This is a genomic window from Cyanobium sp. Copco_Reservoir_LC18, assembly GCF_009834675.1.
GTDB classification, from domain to species: domain Bacteria; phylum Cyanobacteriota; class Cyanobacteriia; order PCC-6307; family Cyanobiaceae; genus Cyanobium; species Cyanobium minutissimum.
This window is the reverse complement of sequence record NZ_ASAC01000012.1, coordinates 299337-317260: the sequence shown is the minus strand read 5'-3', so window position 1 is coordinate 317260 and position 17924 is coordinate 299337. Positions and strand designations below refer to the sequence as shown.

The 17924-nt window shown below is 62.4% G+C and carries 14 protein-coding genes; 6 read left to right on the top strand and 8 right to left on the bottom strand.

The window, feature by feature from the left end; all coding sequences use genetic code 11:
• Positions 1 to 37: 37 nt before the first annotated feature.
• The 6 genes from L107_RS06905 to L107_RS06880 all read right to left on the bottom strand — a co-directional run bounded on the left by L107_RS06905 (position 38) and on the right by L107_RS06880 (position 7347).
• A complete protein-coding gene (locus L107_RS06905; RefSeq protein WP_201295826.1) occupies positions 38 to 1048 on the bottom strand; it encodes a glycosyltransferase in 1011 nt (336 codons plus the stop codon).
• An 8-nt stretch (positions 1049 to 1056) separates the two neighbouring features.
• Entirely contained in the window at positions 1057 to 1902 is an 846-nt protein-coding gene (locus L107_RS06900) for a glycosyltransferase family 2 protein (RefSeq protein WP_159817291.1), read from the bottom strand.
• A gap of 133 nt (positions 1903 to 2035) precedes the next feature.
• Entirely contained in the window at positions 2036 to 3316 is a 1281-nt protein-coding gene (locus L107_RS06895; RefSeq protein WP_159817289.1) for a lipopolysaccharide biosynthesis protein, read from the bottom strand.
• A 79-nt stretch (positions 3317 to 3395) separates the two neighbouring features.
• Entirely contained in the window at positions 3396 to 4553 is a 1158-nt protein-coding gene (locus tag L107_RS06890) for an O-antigen ligase domain-containing protein (protein ID WP_236550551.1), read from the bottom strand.
• A gap of 187 nt (positions 4554 to 4740) precedes the next feature.
• The gene (locus tag L107_RS06885; protein ID WP_201295825.1) at positions 4741 to 6201 is read right to left on the bottom strand and encodes a hypothetical protein; all 1461 of its coding nucleotides are present in this window, start codon (positions 6199 to 6201) and stop codon (positions 4741 to 4743) included.
• 57 nt (positions 6202 to 6258) lie between these two features.
• Positions 6259 to 7347, bottom strand: a complete 1089-nt coding sequence (locus L107_RS06880) for a polysaccharide biosynthesis/export family protein (RefSeq protein WP_236550550.1) — start codon at positions 7345 to 7347, stop codon at positions 6259 to 6261.
• 528 nt (positions 7348 to 7875) lie between these two features.
• Here L107_RS06880 and L107_RS06875 point away from each other — a divergent pair.
• From L107_RS06875 to L107_RS06860, 4 genes are all read left to right on the top strand, one after another.
• The gene (locus L107_RS06875; RefSeq protein ID WP_159817285.1) at positions 7876 to 8766 is read left to right on the top strand and encodes a glycosyltransferase family 8 protein; all 891 of its coding nucleotides are present in this window, start codon (positions 7876 to 7878) and stop codon (positions 8764 to 8766) included.
• A gap of 313 nt (positions 8767 to 9079) precedes the next feature.
• Positions 9080 to 10141, top strand: coding sequence for a polysaccharide pyruvyl transferase family protein (locus tag L107_RS06870; RefSeq protein WP_236550549.1), 1062 nt, complete (start codon positions 9080 to 9082; stop codon positions 10139 to 10141).
• Positions 10142 to 10595: 454 nt separating this feature from the next.
• Positions 10596 to 13127 (top strand): ATP-binding protein, encoded by a 2532-nt coding sequence (locus L107_RS06865; protein ID WP_159817283.1) that lies wholly within the window; start codon positions 10596 to 10598, stop codon positions 13125 to 13127.
• Complete coding sequence (locus L107_RS06860; RefSeq protein WP_236550548.1) at positions 13124 to 14311, top strand: PP2C family protein-serine/threonine phosphatase; 1188 nt, start codon at positions 13124 to 13126, stop codon at positions 14309 to 14311. Before L107_RS06865 ends, L107_RS06860 begins: the two co-directional genes overlap by 4 nt.
• A 28-nt stretch (positions 14312 to 14339) precedes the next feature.
• On the opposite strand, the gene L107_RS06855 is transcribed toward L107_RS06860, so the two are convergent.
• Entirely contained in the window at positions 14340 to 14702 is a 363-nt protein-coding gene (locus tag L107_RS06855) for an STAS domain-containing protein (RefSeq protein ID WP_201295824.1), read from the bottom strand.
• A gap of 103 nt (positions 14703 to 14805) precedes the next feature.
• Between L107_RS06855 and L107_RS06850 the strand changes: the two genes are divergently transcribed.
• Both L107_RS06850 and L107_RS06845 read left to right on the top strand, forming a co-directional pair.
• A complete protein-coding gene (locus L107_RS06850; RefSeq protein ID WP_370515415.1) occupies positions 14806 to 15246 on the top strand; it encodes a PAS domain S-box protein in 441 nt (146 codons plus the stop codon).
• Positions 15247 to 15253: 7 nt separating this feature from the next.
• Complete coding sequence (locus tag L107_RS06845; protein WP_159817279.1) at positions 15254 to 16879, top strand: response regulator; 1626 nt, start codon at positions 15254 to 15256, stop codon at positions 16877 to 16879.
• A gap of 38 nt (positions 16880 to 16917) precedes the next feature.
• Here the strand turns inward: L107_RS06845 and L107_RS06840 are convergent, their stop codons facing one another.
• Entirely contained in the window at positions 16918 to 17886 is a 969-nt protein-coding gene (locus L107_RS06840; protein WP_159817277.1) for a sensor domain-containing diguanylate cyclase, read from the bottom strand.
• Positions 17887 to 17924: the final 38 nt, after the last annotated feature.

Below are 17924 nucleotides of genomic sequence, written 5' to 3'. Positions count from 1 at the left end.
CGGGGGTTCACAGGCACGGGGGCGTCGGCGATGGCCATCATGGCCGTGCCTTGCCCGGGCGGCCACCCAGGCGGCGCCAGGGTGCCAGCAGCTGACGGGCGAAGACCGCCACGGTCGTGAGCAGTGTCCGTCGTGGCTGCCGCAGCAGAAGTCGCCAGTCGGAGCGCAGGGCGCGGACCATGAAATCGGTGCCGACGGCGGGCGTCCCCCCCAGGCGCAGGGAGCGCCGGGCCAGGTAGCGCAGGTGAATCGCCTGGGCGGTGGCGAAATGCTGTGCCACCAGGTCGGGTGCATAGCGGCGGGCTTCCTGGATCAGCCGCAGCCAGCCCTGTTCCATGCGCTGCAGGCTGGAGGAGAGTCCCCCCACCGATGTGCGGTAGTAGGTGAGCACCTGGGGCAGCCCGGTGATGCGCCAGCGGCCGTCGCAGGCCACCCGCAGCAACCATTCCAGATCTTCCGAGTAGCTCATGTCGGAGACGAACCCACCCACCGTGGTGAACAGCTCGCGCCGCAGCACCCAGTTGGAGGTGGTGTTGGTGGGGTTCTCACAGAGGAAATCCACCGGTCGATAGAAGGTTCGGGGCTGGGCCGCCAGCTGGCCTGTGGGTGTTCCCTCGGGAGAGAGGAACGCGACGCGGGCGAAGCTCACGCCCACGTCGGCATGGTGGTCGTGGTGCTCCACATGCAGGCGCAGCTTGTCGGGATGCCAGAGGTCATCGGCATCCAGGAAGGCGATCAGGGGCGCCCGGCTCAGCGCCACGCCGCGGTTGCGAGCCCTTGAGACCCCCGCATTGGGCTGGGGCACCAGCCGGATGCGGGGATCGTCCCCGAACAGGCGGCCCATGATGGCCAGGCTGTCGTCCGTCGATCCGTCATCCACGGCGATCAATTCCCAGTCGCCCAGGCTCTGCGTCAGCACCGAGCCCAACGTCTGGGCGATGTGCGGCGCCGCGTTGTAGACGGGAACCACCACCGAAATCTTCGGTGTGTGCAGCCCTGCTGGATCGGGAACCACCGCGGTGGTCTCGAGCGGATCGGTGGGCGTCATCGCGGTGGCTACGACGTATGGCTGGAACGCCGGGCTCCCCCGAGCCGACGCAGCAGCGCCTTGAAACGCCCGATCAGGGTGATCCAGGCCATCCGCAGGCGCTTGCTGTAGTAATCGAACTGGTTGATCGTTGGCGGCTGACCCTCCTGGAAATGGTTCAACCGACGGGCCGGCAGGAGCTTGGAGGTCCAGTCGATGGAGTCGATATGCCGAAACTGGGCATGGCCGTAGCGGGCCTGGAGTTTCGCCTTGATCTGATCAGGCGTGCGGTAGGGATAGTGGCGGTTGTAGAGCCGCTGGGAGCAGGCCTTCCTGAGCCCGTCGGGCCACTGGGGGGCCACGGCTTCGTTCCAGGCTTGATCGGGCTGGTTGCGGAAGAATCGGTACTCACGCCAGTTGGCGGAGTAGTAGCGGCGCCGTTCGGTGATGGGCCGGCTGGTATCCAGTTTCTCGGCCGCCCAGTTCTTGTAATCGGTATCCGTATAATAGAACTGAAGATTCCAGGCCGTCACGAAATCGGCTCTTTCCTGATTCGCCTTGGCGAGCACATCTCTCGGGTCGCCATCGAGGAACTCGTCACCGTCCAGCCGCAACCACCAATCCTGATCCGTCAGCTCATGATGATATCGGTTGTAGACGATGGAGCGCATGCCATCACGGAAGGGCACAAGAAGTTGCTCCTCAATCACGATGGCCGGATACCGCTGGGCAAGGGCATTCACCGTTTCCCAGGTTCCATCGGTACTGCCATTGTCCAGCACGAAGATCCGATCGCAGAACTTCAGGGCGTGATGCAGGCAATCCGCAATCACGTCCCCCTCATTCTTGATCAGACAAATGGCGTAGATCTTCACGAGTGGATCGGGCGGGCGGACACCTTGGTTGGCTCTACTGGCACCCAGAGCGCCACTGACGTGCTCCAGCTCTGTGGCAAGAGCAGCGAGGCTGGAAAGGCTTCCATCACCATAACCGCGCTCTGGAGGCGTTTCACAGGGCTGCGGGCTGGGCGATCTGAATCCTTCGCAATAGCCGCTGACCCATGATCAGGTAGATCGGTTGAAGGGTGAGATGGGCCGCTGCGACGGCCACGGCGACACCCAGGGATCCCCATGTCGTGCCAATCAGGATGGCCACGGTGAGGGCCACCGTGAAGGCCAGGTTCCAGAGCAGATCCACCTGGGGTAAGCCCACGGCGCGGAACAACATGGCGGATGCGTTGGCGAAGGGCCTGGAGAGGGCCGACAGGCAGATCAGCATGAGAATGGGCACCGCGCCATCGGCCACCCACTTCTGACCAAACACGACCGGAACATACAGAGGCGCAAGGCTGCACTGCAGGGCAACCACGGGCACGATCACCTTGGTGATGGTGAGCAGATTTTTCCTGAAGCGCTCCTTGAGGACGCCGGGTTGGCCCCGAACGTCACAGAAGTCGGAGTAAAGAGAGACCGACAGGGCATTGATCACGCTCAGACTCAGACCCAGTCCGGCGTTGAAGGCGAAGTAGTACACCCCCAACGCCTTGACACCGATGAAGCGACCGATCACCAGATAGTCCACATTCTCCCGGAAGGTGTTGAGCAGCTCAACCCCGAGGATGCGACTGCCGAACTGGAGCACGGACTTCCAGCGTTTGAGCGTGAACGACAGGGCGGGCCTCCAGGGCTCGAAGCGCAGCATCATGGCGACCCAGACCGGGGCGACCAGCAACTTGGGAAGCACAATCGCCCACATGCCCATCCCCATCAGCGCAAAGATTCCCGTCATCAGGTTCTCGCTGGCGACAGCTGTGAGGTTGGTCATGCTGTAGAACTTCAGCCGATTCTTTCGGCGCACCAGAGCTGATTGCACCATGGAGAGTGGGTAGATCAGATAGCTGAAACTCACCACGATGATCGGCACGACCAGTGCGTTGTCGTTGTAGATCCTGGCAAAGACAAACGAACCAATGATCTGAATAAGAAATAAGCCGAAGCCGATCAGCCAGTTCAGACTCCATGCCGTCTGACAGATCTCCTGGACCTCCTCCGCGTCGGCCTGCACGATCTTGTCGCCGATGCCGTTACGAGTGAAGACTTTGACCAGCTCGCCGGAAGTCAGCACAATGGCCGCCAGGCCATAGTCCCTGGGGCTCAGCAGCCTGGCCAGCAGAACGGTGGCCACGAGCCGCGACACCCGAATCCCCACCTCCCCCACACCCATCCAGCCGATGTTGCGGATGAATCGATCCTTGGGGATGAATCGCTTGAGGTTGCTCAGCGGGCGCATCAAGGTTCACCCCCCTGCGGAGCTTCCGATGGCTCATCATGGCATCTGGGCATCTCAATGCAGCCGGAAAGGGTGTGAATCACGACACAGCGTCCAGCGCCGGCTGGGGTGAGCTTCTCTTCTCCTGAAGTGCCATACCCATGATCACCATCCCAGGCCAGAAAAGATAGACGAGGATCTCAAGATTCTCGCCGAACGTATACATGAATAGGAGAATGATGATACCCAGCCCTGCGGAGCCAAGTTGATAACTCGGACTGGCTGCGCGGCGCAGCAGATCAAGGCCGGTTGCCAGCATGGGAATGGCCAGGGCAAAAAAGCCGACAATCCCCTTGACGAAAAGAACTCCGGCCCAGGTGTGGTGGGAGCCAATGGCCATGTACTCCACAAGGTGGGGGCCTCCCTCCACCACTCCATGCCCCCAGATCGGAGCCTCGGTCTCCCAGCGATGGAAGGCGATGCGCTTGAGTGCGAAGCGCACACGCGTGGAGCCTGCCCTGGCTCCTTTGAAGCCTTCCCAGTAGTCGTTGATGGCTGTCAATATCGAGGTGGCAAAGATGCCGCCTAGGTAGGAGAGAACCCCAAGGGAAATCAGCATGGACGGTCTGCGGAGTCTCGACACCACGGCCGTCACGGCTGGGATCAGGATGATGCAGAGCTGGGCAAGCCTGGATTTGCAGACAAAGCACATCACGATGGAACCAGCGATCCCAAGAAGTTTCCACTTGCGGTTTTTTTCCAACAGGCAAATCATAAAGTTGATGTTCCCCACAAAACCCAGCGCTGGTCCCCAGGGCGAAAAAAGACGCCAACGAAGATCACCGGTGCTACCGTCGATTTCATAGAGAGGCACATCGAAGAACTCATTGCCCGGACCACCCACCGCTCGCAAGGGTGAGACGTACAGGACTTCTGGTAGTCCCAGATGGGGGGTCAGCATCAGGAACGGGATGATCAGGAGCGTATGAAATCCGACGATGCAGATGGCACGGGTCGGGATGCTGCTACGAATCGGCAGGGCCCCGGCTAACGGGTAAAGGGCCAGGGCGGCCCAACCTTTCGCCCATCCAATCGTTGACTTGATGATGGCTCCAGTGCCGAGGTTGAAATTCACATGGCCTGCGATCAAGGCAACTTCCATGACGATCATGCCGATGATCCACAGCCAGATCACGGGCGAAATGGAAATCTCCTCATTCTCCTCCGGGTGATCCATCCGGGCCAGAATCTTGATCAACAGGCAACCCAGGAGTAGCCAGCACAGAACCGACCCCACCACATACAGTCCGCCGACAAGCCAGATGGGATAGGTGCAGATGATTGACCACCACACCAGACGCTCGGGCCAGTTTCCAGGCCGAAGATCATCCTCCGAACGGAAAGCCTTGGAAAGAAGTGTCTTGAGTCCCAATGAAGTCTCCCGGCTAGGTTGAGACCCAACGGGCGAGCCGCTTGATCCAGGGCTTGCGGATCCACAAGATCCAAAGGCCTGTTGTCGTCAGGATGGAGCCAAAGGCTGAGCCAGCCAGAACCAACGACCGTTTGGGAGAGGTCGCTTTTTCTGGCAGTGTCGGTTCAACAGCAATCTGGATCAGCGGGAAGGCTGCAAAGATGTTGGACTGACCAAGATCGAGCTTGGCTAATGTCGATGCAAAGACTGCTTCGGCTATCTGTTCATTCCGCTTCAGATTCTCCAATGACGACTGTCTCTGGGACATCATCCGAAGACGGTCCTCAAGGGAACTGATTTGTTGATCCAGCTTGCCAACCTGTGATGCCGCGCCACTGGCATCGGACTGGTAGCTCACCAAGTTCTGGAACAGAGATTCGCGTCCCGACCCTGCGCCCGTCAACGCAAGTCTTGAGAGCAGCTGGCCGGATGCAGGGCGACCAAGTAAGGCGTTGGCTCGCTGGTTCATCGCCTGCCTTGCCGCCTCCTGACGCTTGATCTCCTTGAGAATCCGAGGATTATTCCGGCCGAACTTTGATAGTTGAACTTTCAGGATCGAAGTGGCTTCGCTGTAATCTTTCAGATTCTGCTGGAAGATCTGATCCACTTGCAGCTTGAACGCATCTGCGGCCTCCGATGGAGAAAGGCCCAGGCTGCGGCTTAACTTCTGCAGTCGACTTTCCGCCTGGGATTGCTGAGCCGCAAGTTCGGCTCGCTGCTTGCGTAACTGTTCGATATTGGCCGAGAGAGTCTCAACCTGTTCCGTCGACGTCAGCCCGGACCTGCGCTTGTACTCGGACACATCCTTCTGGGCCGCCTCAAGCTTCTGTTGTGTCTCCAACAGAATCTTCTGGGTGGGCCCTTGCCGCTGGTTGATTTCACTGACGCGCAGCTCGCTCAGCCGTTCAACCATGGCTTCATACAACGCATAGGAACGCTTGCGTGCATCCTCGGGAGATGGGCCGGTGGAATCAATCTGCATCAGAGTTGTATTGTCAATGTTCTTGATTCGAGGCTTGGCAAATTCCCCCTTTGGCACATTGGCAATCTTGGCAGCCCTGGCGAGCACCTGCTTACTGACGAAGATGTACTCGTAGTTGGCACGGGGATCAAAAGTTGCCAAACCCAGGGATTCGCTGGAAGCTGTGGCCTGGCCAATATCAGGTAGACTCAGGTTCACAGCATTGGCGCTTCCAGGCAGGATCAAGGCCCAGGAGCTCGTATACACAGGCCTCGCAAGCAACAGATACAGAATGCTGGATCCCCAGATCAGCCCATTGGTACACGTGGAGACAAAAAGATAACGACTCCAGCGCAGCTTGTCCGTGCGACTCAGTCTTTTCCACCATCCCTTCGGATCGGGAACCTTCGGCCCTGGTATGTTTCGGAACTGCTCGGAAAACAGTCGGCCCGCCTTGCCCAGGGGCTCTTGCACAGCCTGCACATTGGGCCTGATTCGTCGTAGGAAGGGGGGGAAATATCTCATTCTCTGCTAGGGAATGCTGCGATCATAAATCAGGACAGCCGGATTGAGAAACTGGGTAAAGATGCTAAGAACGGCCTGAAAGTTAGTCATCTTGGAGTCATAACAGGCAACGCCATCGTCTGCCATGAGATAGGGATTGTTCCCACTGTCTGTCGAGGCGCGAAGCAGCTCTTCCACACCCCTCTCATAGACCGTTGTCTTGCCCGACGTTCGCTCTGTTCTCACCAGGATGGCCCGGCGACGGGCATTGGTGACCGAGGTCCCCCCAGCACAGTTGGCCGAGACCACCGCATGGGACAAGCGTGATCCATAGGGAAAATTCCTGGCCTGGGAGCCGATGCCGGCCACGGAATTTCCAGCTGCAGGGACCGTGAGATTGGAAATGTTGATCTCAACTTCGGCGGGCGTGATCTGGGAGGGGCGAACGATCAGTGGATTGACGATTCCGGTGTCTGGAACAATGACTTGGTCGCCAGCAATCAAGGGAATGTCCCTGAAGGGTTGCCCAGTGAACGCTCCGGAGAGGTCAATCACCTGCCTCCGTGATCCCCGCTTGAATTCCACCGCGGTGACATCAGCGGTGGGCGTGATGCCTCCGGCACGACGCAGGGCCATGGTGAGCATTCGATTGAGCGGTGCCTGCCCGGACAGCTGAACAGGCGTCTGGGTCTGTTCCGCGTCACTCAGTTCGTTGATCAGCACCCGGCCGGGCTGAAACGCGGATCCAATGACAAAGACCTGCACCGGTGCCCACTGGACGACGCTCAGGCTGACCCTGAGGAAGGAGGGTTGAAAGAAGCCCTGTTGTACGAGGGCCTGAGATACACGCTTCCGAAGTTGATCCGGTTCCAGCCCGGCGGCTGAAATGGCCTTGAGAAATGGAAGCTCAAGGTCTCCATTCAGATTGACTTCAAAGATTCCGCTGAATTCTTCCCCTTCCGGAATGGTCACTTTCACCCGATCTCCTGGCGAAATCGGTAAAGCCAGAGCTGGGCCGGATGTGCCGATACTGCACACCAGAGCAAGAAGCCAGAACAGGAACTTCGACATCGGTGTCGACTTGGATTTGCTTTCCCGATTGGCTTTCAGAATCAACCCTAGCGCACCCCAAGTCCGCCAGCCAGGGGGCTATCTGGGCGGGGGATTGACGCGCATCCACCCTTGCGCACGCTGATTCCCACTCCGGATGCAGAACCATCCCACAGTGTGTTGATCCGGAGCCCCTGTTGCCGCCGTGCCGGGCCGGCTCTGTTTCATTCCATTCTTGCTTGACGGCAGACCCGACCCGGTCGGCCCCACCCTCCCGCAGGATCCATCCAGCGATCCATCCATCGACTGGTCGTGGTGTGCCAGGGGCGAGCCAGTGCTTCAGCCCATACCGGAGTCGCCCTCTGCGTCCCCACGCGAGCCAGCCCTGATGACGCCTGCTCTTCGACCATGCCTCTCAGCGCCGCCCTGGCTGCATCCAGAACCCCTGCTGAACAACTTCGGGGATCGGCATGACCCAGGCGGCACCGTTCAGCACTCCCCAGTCCCATGTCAGGTTTTGCGGCCAATCGGTCATGGCGGCGGCGCCGTTCTTCTTGCTGAGCTACATTCAATTCCAAGGTTGCTTACGCCACAATGGTCAATATTGTGATTGTCGCCACCGCTAACTATCTCTGGGGTGCGGCCGTCACCGTTCGCTCCGCCTTGGAAACCTGCAGCGCAACCCTGAATGCCTATGTCATCAGCGTTGACCTGTCCCCGGTGGATCGGCGGCACCTCGTCGATTCCTGGCAAACTCCCAATGTTGGTGTCATCAAGTTCATTGACTTTGACCTGGGACAGGTTGACAAGCTGCGAAGTACGCTCCTTGTGAAGAGTAAATCCCCCTATGCCCGTTTCTTTATCCCCGAGTATCTGTCGGACGTTTCCCGCTGCATCTACCTGGATACAGACCTCATCGTGTGTTCAGACCTGAAGGAGTTGCAGACGCTCGATCTGCAAGGCAAATCCAGCGCCTGTGTGATTGATGGTGGCATCGACACCCCGCAGCAGCAACAACGTCTTCGTGACAAGCTGAAACTAACCAACCCTCGCCACTACTTCAATTCCGGTGTGATTGTCATGGATCTGGACGTGTGGAGGCGCGACCACATCCAATCGAGGGCACTGACGGTGGCGCAGGAGAACTATGACCTGCTTGACCAGATGGATCAAGACGCACTGAATATCGTCCTGGCTGACGACTGGTTAGTCCTTGATCCTAAGTGGAACACCTCCAAGGGCAGGGCGGATGTCGGCTTTTCCGATGGCATCATCCATTTCCTGGGCAAAGTGAAGCCCTGGCATGCTGATTATGAGGCCAATTTCCAGGATCGTTGGTTTGCCCTCCTGGATCGGACCGCCTTCTCCGGCCAGCGGCCGGTCAGGCTCTTCGGCATCGGAGCCGCCTATCGGCGCTTCGCCCGCTCCATTCCAACCCTGGAGATGGTGAAAGGGAAGCTGCGTCGAATCCTGCGGTCAGCATGAGCGATCTCCCTGGCCAGCACTGGCACGACTGGTTTCCTCAGGCCCACGGCGCCTCCTACCGCTCCTGGCCCGGGGCTCCCGCCCATCCAAGATGTCCCTCCAGTCCCAGGCCTGGGCTCTCTGATCCCATCGGCAGCCTGGCTCCAGGGGCCCAACCGGTGAACAGCTCCGGTCGTTGAGGTTCTGTGCTTCACTGATCCAGTGGCTGAATGATGCAACTTCCTGCTCCATTCTGGAAACATATGAAGTGCAAGTGCATCGCTCCTGGCATCCTCTCCCCCTTCCCTGATCCGTTTCCCTCTGCAGACTCCCCGTGCGCATCGGCCTGATCAACGCCTACAGCACCCTGAATCTGGGGGATGCAGCCATCTACAGCGCGTTTCGCAAACTCCTGCCGGGTGCTGACCTGATCGCCCATGTGCAGGATGAGCGGCCTGACCCCACCCTGGGGGTCACCTTTCTGCAGAACCGGCCCACGGACTGTGGGGCCTACATCAGCGTGGGTGGCGATATCTTCAACAACTCCCGGGAATGGTTCGTCACCAAGGCCTTCCTGATGAACCTGGCTGAACTGAGACGTCACTCACGCCACACCATCCTGTTCGGCCAGTCGATTCCCCGTTCCTGCCACGGCCTCAGCTTTCTCCTGCTGCAACGCTATCTGAAACGCCTGGCGGCGGTCTGTGTTCGCGATGCAGAGAGTCACCAGCGACTCTGTGCGGCTGGAGTTCCCACCAGGCTGTCCTATGACGTTGCTTTCGTCCTGGAGAGTTCCCCTCTGGCGGAGGCGATGGCCCGCCGCTGCCTGGAGCGCCTGCTCATTCACCCGGACCAGGCGGCCGTTCTGTCCGTGCGTGGCTTTGACAGCATGTACGGCCATGACAATGACGCCTTCGTCTCCAGGATGTCCCGGCTCTGCCTAGGGCTTTCCGCCGCTGGACTCAGGCCGGTGGTGTTGATCCAATCAGGGGCCTACGGCTCTGACAATGACCTGGAAGTGGCCGCTGCCATCCAGGCCCGTGCCCCCGCCACCGCCATCCTGAATCCGTTTGCCGACAGCCCCGCCGTGCCGAGTTGGCAGCTGGCCATGGCCCTGTTCTCCCTGGTGGGCGTCGTCATCGCCGTACGTTTTCACACCGCTGTTCTGTCACTGGCTGCAGGGCGGGTTCCATTCCATCTCCACTACTCCAACAAGGGCAGGGACCTCTGCCGAAGGCTTGATCTACCCGGGTGTGATCTGGCCAGCCTCGAGCCCTCGGCTGTGCTGCCGGCCATCCTGGCGACCCGCGGGCGTCGGTTTGACCATGGGGCCGTCCGTGAGCAGGTTCAGAGGGATTTCCAGTGGTGTGTGGATCAGTTACCTCACAAGCCCTGAATGAAATTCTCTGCCTCACTGGACTAGATTGCTGTGCATTGGCGGTCCACCGATGCACGGACTGGTCAACAGAGATTATCCGGACGACATGATCCATCGTCCGGTGGCGGGGGTCACCCATGAACCTGGCCTTGCTGTCGACCACAACCTCCAGGCCATTGGTGTGTGCTGGCCCTTCATCACAACAGCGCGTGGGTCCGAGCCTCCCCTTGAGAGTACGGGAGAAACCCTGTCGGATTTCCACAAACAGCTTGACCGTTTCCTTGTCCGTGCCGCCCTTCCGCCTCCCTGCCGCCGGAGTGCCGATTCAAGCGGAGAGTCCTGGCCCCCTTGGTGACCGGCCTGCTTCCTGGTCTGGGGAAGCGCTTTCGCACCTCTACGGCGACCGCTGGCCCACCCCACCCTGTTTCGCCGGGCCACGGCGAACGGCACCCATGACGATCCGTCGTTTCTGATGGTCATGGCCGTGCGGTTACCTGACCACCTTCTCGATCCCCTGTTTCCCTTTCATCTCGTCGTGGACCGGGAACTGACGATCCGCTCCGCCGGATCTGTCCTGCGTCGCATTCTTCCTGAGCCGGAGCTGCTGGGTCAGCACCTCGATGACCATTTCCAGCTTCTGCGCCCGGATGTGCCGATGAACTTCGCCAGTCTGAGTGACTGCATGGATCGACACGTCATCTTCAAGTCCGACTTGATTGCACTGCAATTGAAGGGTCAGATTTGTTGTCTTGACGAGATGGACCAACTGCTGTTTGTTGGCACACCCTGTCTGCTGCAACTGGAGGACCTGAAGTCCATCGGACTGACAATCAATGACTTTCCCCTGCATGATTCGCTGGTTGATTTTCTGTTCCTGCTGCAGGCCAGAAATGAGGCTCTCTCGGAAAGCCAGAAGCTCAATGAGATTCTGACAACACAGCGGGGGGAGCTGCGGGAGTCGACCCAGCGCCTGTCAGCGCTGAATGCGGAGCTGGAGGCGGCCCGGCAGACCGCTGAGGCGGCCAATGCTGCCAAGGACACATTTCTGGCCACGATGAGCCATGAGATCCGAACGCCGATGAACGCCATCATCGGCATGGCCGGTCTGCTTCAGGACTCCCAGCTTGATCCTGTGGAGCGGGAATATGTCGAGATCATCAACAGCAGCACCGACTCCCTGCTTACGATCATCAATGACATTCTTGATTTTTCCAAGATCGAATCCGGCGCCATGCAGCTGGATGAGCAGCGTTTCGACCTGCGGGTCTGCATCGAAGAGGCCCTGGATCTGAGCGTCCCCCGCCTGCTCGACAAGGAGGTGGAACTGGTTCTCGACATCGACCCCCGCTTGCCCACGGCCGTCATCGGGGACCGTACCCGCCTGCGTCAGATCCTCTGGAATCTCCTCAGCAATGCCGTCAAGTTCACCGCCCAGGGCGAGATCGTGGTCACGTTGAGCGCCGAGCCCCAGCCCTGTGGAGCCGGCCAGCCCACCCCATGTCTGTTCACCTGTCAGATCCGGGACACCGGCATCGGCGTCCCCGCCGACCTGATTCCCCTGCTGTTTGAGCCCTTCCGCCAGGCCGATCCCTCCACGGCGCGGCGCTATGGCGGCACGGGCCTTGGTCTGGCCATCACCCGTCGCCTCTGCGAGTTGATGGGGGGAAGCATCCGCCTGGCCAGCGAGGAAGGGGTCGGCAGTGTGCTCACCTTCACCGTGCTGTTGAGGCTCGATCCGGCCTCCCCGATCGGCATCACCCCGGAGCCCCTGACGATTCCCGCGTCGGCGGCGGCCGCGGTACTGCTGCTGATCGCCAATCGCACCCTCCGTGGCCTGCTCCAGAGGCAGCTGGAGTGGATGGGCTTCACGGTCATCGCCCCCGATCTCTGCCAGGTCCCGATGCGGGTCGCGCCGACGGAGATCGCCGACGCCGGCCATGGTGCCGTGGTCATCGATGGGCGTCTGCTGGGTTGCCCGGGGGATGCCACACCTCCGGCCTTTCTTCGGGATCCCCTGCTGCGGATGCGCCCCTGGATCGTTCTGGCTGATCGCTGCAAGGTGGCCGCGCTGACGTCTCCAAACGCCGCACCGCCCGTGATGCTCACCAAGCCCGTGCGACTCGGCCAGCTTCGGCTCGCCCTGCTTCAGCAACTGCAGAGTGCGACGGAGCCGGGGGCGGCCGGGCCGCCGCCGCAGACGCCCCCACCGGCCCCGGCGGCCGGGCCCCATCGACTGGCGGATCGGCTGCCGCTGCGGCTGCTCGTCGTCGATGACGTCCCCGTGAACCGACAGCTGGCGTTGCTGCTGCTGCAGCGGCTGGGCTATCAGGCCGAGGCCGTGGCGTCTGGTCCCGAGGCCCTGGCGTCACTGCAGGCGAACCCCTGCGACGTCGTGTTCATGGACGTGCAGATGCCGGAGCTGGACGGCTATGCCACCACCAGGGCCATCCGGCGGCTGCCGGCCCTGTTCGTGCAACCCTGGATCATCGCCATGACCGCCCACGGCCGTCCGGAGGATCGCCAGGCCTGCCTCGAGGCCGGCATGGATGACTTCCTGGCCAAGCCGATCGTGCCGGCCCAGCTCACCTACGCCTTGGAGCACTCCCCCCCCCGCGACCAACCCGTGCCCGCGCCAGCGGCGGCCGGCCCCGACCCGATCGACGCCGCCGCCTGGGAGGAGCTGGAGCAGTCGCTGGGCGAGGGGGCCGAGCCGCTGATCCAGGAGCTCATCGATCTGTATCTCGACGACGCGATGCGCCTGGTCTCGGCCGTCGTGCTGGCCCACCAGTACCACGACCCACCGGCGATGATCACCGCCGCCCATTCCCTGCGCTCCCCCAGTGCCAGCCTGGGCGCGCTGGCGCTGGCGGCCCTCTGCCGAGAGGTCGAGGAGTCCCTGCGCTCCGATCCGGAGGCATGGCCCCAGATCAGGATCGACCAGCTGCTCGCCGAGGCCGGCCGGGTCACCGAGGCGTTGCGGCGACGTCGCCCCCCCTCCCCGTGACCGCGCCCCCGATGCCCAGCGCCGGCCCTGCGGCCACGATCCTCCTCGTTGATGACGACCGCATCCACTCCCGCCTGCTGCAGGCGCGGCTGACCGCCCAGGGGTACCGGGTCGTGGTGGTGGACTCCGGGGACGCCGCCCTGGAGCAGGCGCGCCTCTCTCCCCCCACCCTGATCCTCTGCGACTGGCTGATGGAGGGCATGGACGGGCTGGAGGTCTGCCGGGCCTGCAAGGCCGACCCCTTCCTGGAGTCGGCCCATTTCATCCTCCTGACCTCCCGCTCCCGGGTGGAGGACCGCGTCCGGGGCCTGGACTGCGGCGCCGATGACTTCCTCAGCAAGCCGGTGGACCCCGAGGAGCTGCTGGCCCGGGTCCGCTCCGGCATCCGCCTGCACCAGGCCAATGAACGCCTGAAGGATCTGGCCGAGGAGCTGCGGCAGCAGAAGGCCCGACTGGATCAGGAGCTGGAGGAGGCGGCCAGCTATGTGCGCTCCCTGTTCCCCGAGGCCATGGCCGGAGCCGTCAGGGTGGAGTCACGCTTCGAGCCCTCCCATGAGCTGGGCGGGGATTCCTTCGATTTCTTCTGGCTCGATCCGGATCATCTCATCCTCTATCTCGCCGATGCCTCCGGCCACGGGCTGGCGGCGGCGTTCCCCTCGATCTCCGTCCACAACCAGCTGCGCTCCCGTTCGCTGCCCGTCGATCTGCGGGATCCGGCTGCCGTGCTCCAGTCCCTCAACGGCGGATTCCAGATGGAGCGCCACCAGGGGCGCTATCTGACCATCTGGTACGGGGTGTATCAGAGCTCCAGCCGGACCCTCCGCTACGCCAGTGCCGGCCATCCGCCCGCCCTGCTCTGGAGCCGTGCCGGCGCCTTCCCCAGCCGGTGGCTCAGGACCCAGGGAATGGCGGTGGGCCTGTTCGAGACGTCGTCCTACGCCAACGAGAGTCTTGAGGTCGGGGAAGGGGGCTGCCTGCTCGTCTACAGCGATGGTCTCTATGAAGTCCCCCGTCCTGACGGCGCGATGGGGACCCTGCCGGAATTCATGCAGCTGGCGGAACAGTGCCGCGGTCTGCTGTCCGACGACGATGGCCTCGACCGGCTGCTCTCCCAGATCCACGACATCACGGCGAATGCTCCGTTCACGGATGATTATTCGGTGATCCGCGCCATGTTTTCCTGAGGGATATCGGCGCTTCACGCCCGACCGATCACGCGGTGCGATCCACCGAAACGGAGCGAAGGCAGGCCTCCTGATCCGGAAAGATCGTGAAGACCTTTTCGGTGCCGGTGAGCTCCAGCACGATCCGCACCTGGCTGTTGAGACTGCAGAGATAGAGCTGTTTTCCATGCTCCCGGACCCGCTTCAGCACTGCGACCAGGGCACCGAAGCCGCTGCTGTCCATGAAGTCGATGCCCTGGCAATCAATGAGGATGTCCCCTGGCGTTTCCTGCAGCAGTGCGGCGATGGACGTGCGCAGGTCGGCGCCACTCTGGGCATCAAGCAGACCCGAAGGCTTCAGGATGGATGGATCATCCACGCAAGGAATCTCAAACCAGATTGAGCTTACCATTCCTCAAGGATTGGGGCTTTCGCCTTCGGCGGTCCCGCTGCGCCGCCGAGTCAGAAGAATCCCCCGGTCCGGAAAGCCCGCCGGGTCCCGACCGGCTCGGGGAATGGCCGGCGTGCGGGCCGGGGCGGCGATGGGCCTCCACCGGGATACGGCGCTAAGGTTTGTGAACAATCTGGGGATGTGTGTGGCGCAGGCCATGGTCACGATTGAAGAGCTCCGCCGGCAGCCCCTGCCCTTCATCGCGGCCGATCGGGACGGTTGCATCGTCGAGATCAACGATCTTTTCCGATCCACCTATGGCTGGACCCTGGAGGATCTGGAGGGTCAATCCCTCTCCATGATTCTCCCCGACTCCTTCCGGGATGCCCACCACCTGGGATTCTCGCGCTTTCAGATCGTTGGAGAATCCCAGATCCTCAACCATCCCCTGGAGTTGATGACGATCTGCAAGGATCAACACGCCATCAATTCCGAGCATTTCATTGTGGCCGAACGCCGGGGGGACGGCTGGGTGTTTGCGGCCACCCTCCGCCCGCTGAGCTGAGTCCGGGATGGCCGATCCGGAGCTCGTCGCCCAGTTGCGCACCACCCTCGGCCGGCTGGAGGCGGCGCTCGGTGCCGTCGAGGAAGCCCTCGCCTTCACCGACCTCGATGGCACCGTCGAATGGACCAACGCCTCCTTCGATCGCTTCGTCGGCCTCTCACGCCTGCAGTGCCTTGGCCGCTCCCTGAGCGGCATCCTGCCCGACCGTCAGTCCAGGGACCTGTCCGCCCACCGGGCCGATCGGCCGTTCTGGAGGGAGGCGCCCCAGGGCACCACCACCTGGGAGCTCACCAGCACTCCTCCCCGGCGGGTCATCGAGGTGTCGTGGGCCACCGTCAATGTGCCCAGCAAGCCGTCCCTCGTCTTCACCTTCCGGGACCAGAGTGCGATCGTCCAGGCCCAGGACCGGCTGATCGATGCCCGCGACCAGCTGGAGCAGCAGGTGGCCCAGCGAACCCGTGAACTCCGGCAGGCCCGGGATGAAGCCCTGGCGGCCAGCCAGTCGAAGACGCGCTTTCTGGCCACGATGAGCCATGAGATCCGCACCCCGCTCAACGCCGTGATCGGGATGAGCGATCTGCTGCTGGCCAGCCCCATGGAGGGGCGCCAGCGGGAGATGATCCAGACGATCCATGAGAGCGGCGATTATCTGTTGAACCTGGTCAACGACATTCTCGACATCTCCCAGATCGAGACCGGCCGGCTGGCGCTGAACCCCCGGACGTTTGATCTCCATTCCCTGCTGGATGATGTGCTGAACCTGTTTCGGCACCAGGCCTCCATCCGCCAGCTGGACCTGCAGCTTTCCCTGGCGCCGGAGACGCCGCGATGGTTGATCGGTGACGATCTCAAGCTGCGTCAGATCCTGTTCAACCTGCTGGGGAATGCCTGCAAGTACACCAACCAGGGGGAGATCCGTCTGGTGGTCGAGGCGACCCGGTCATCGCCGGAGGCGGTGGGGTTGCTGTTCCGTGTCTCCGACACCGGGATCGGCATCGCCGCCGGCTCGCTGCCGTTCATCTTCGAGGAGTTCGTCGGCCACGACAATCCGGAGCAGACCAGCCAGAGCGCCGGACTGGGCCTGGCGATCTGTGCCCGCCTCTGCCAGTTGATGGCCGGGGAGATCTCGGTGGAGTCCAGCCTCGGGACGGGCAGCTGCTTCTCGGTCCGCCTGCCCTTCGCGGTGGCTTCGAAGAGCCAGAAGCGGCCCACCGAGCCACCCGCTTCCGACGGATTCGATCCCGGATGGAAGATCCTGGTGGCCGATGACAACCGCGTCAACCAGCGCGTGCTGGAGCTGATGCTGGCCCGGCTGCATCTGTCGGTCCAGCTGGCCGGCGACGGCAACGCCGCACTCCAGAGCGTCCGAAGCGAGCCCTTCGATCTGGTGGTCATGGATGTGGAAATGCCCGGTCTGGATGGCATCTCGGCAGCCCGGCAGCTGCGTCGTGAGGGCTATACGGAGGTGTACATCATTGCCCTGACGGCCTATTCCTTCAGCTCCCATCGCCAGGAGTGCGAAGCCGCCGGCATGAACGACTTTCTCTCCAAGCCCCTGCGCTTCGTGGACCTCTGTGCCGCCCTCGATCGCTTCCGGGCGTGGCGACGCGCCAGGCCTTCTCCCCCCGCCTGATTCCCGTCGCCGAGTCCGCTGAGCGGCGGTGGTCTGCCCTAGGTCGCCGTGGTGCCGGACAGCCTGGCCTGGGTCAGGGCCGCTTCGGTCCGTCGGAGCAGATCCTTGAAGCCGCCGTCGTCCCCGCCCAGCACGCCCACACCGCAGCTGACCGCCAGCGGATGGCGGACACCCTCCACCAGCCAGCCGCCCTGGGTCAGGGCGGCCCGGATCCGCTCGGCCAGAGCCGTGGCCGCCGGCCCCTCCAGACCTGGGCGCAGCACGGCGAACTCGTCGGCGGTCACCCGTCCCAGCAGGGCGCTCTCCCCCACCTGGGCCTGGAGCGTTGCCGCCATCTCCTGCAGCAGCCGGTCCCCCTGCGCCGTCCCGAACCGGGCACAGAAGGCCGCGAAACCGTCCAGGCCGAAGAGCAGCAGGGAGAGCGCCTCGCCGCTCTGCCGGGCCCGTTGGAATTCCCTCTGACCCGCCTCATGGAAAGGGCGTCGGTTCTGGAGCCCCGTGAGCGGACAGCGATAGCTGTTGCGTCGCGATTCCAGGTACTGGGTCACCATGCCGCCCAGATCCTTGAGCAGCTGGTGTTCGGTGCCCGCCAGCTGGCGTGGCTCGCGGCTGATCACGCACAGCGTGCCGAGGTTGAAGCCGGAGCGGGTCTGGAGCGGGACGCCGGCATAGAAGCGGATGTGGGGGTCCCCCGTGACCAGGGGATTGTCCCGGAAGCGCGCATCGGCGGTGGCATCACTGACGACCATGACGTCATCGGAGCAGATGGTGTGGGCACAGAAGGCCAGCTCCCGGGGCGTTTCCCTCGGCTCCAGACCCACCCGGGAGAGAAACCACTGACGCTGCCGGTCCACCAGGGAGATCAGCGCGATCGGAACGCCGAGCATCTGGCTGGCCAGCCGGGTGATGCGGTCGAAGTCCTCATCGGGCTCCGTATCGAGGATGCACTGGTCGTCCAGCGCCGCCTGCCGCTCGGCCTCGTTGTCCGGGATCGGATAGGCGGACACCTGTCACTGCAGCCAGGAACGGCAGTATGGACCGGGGC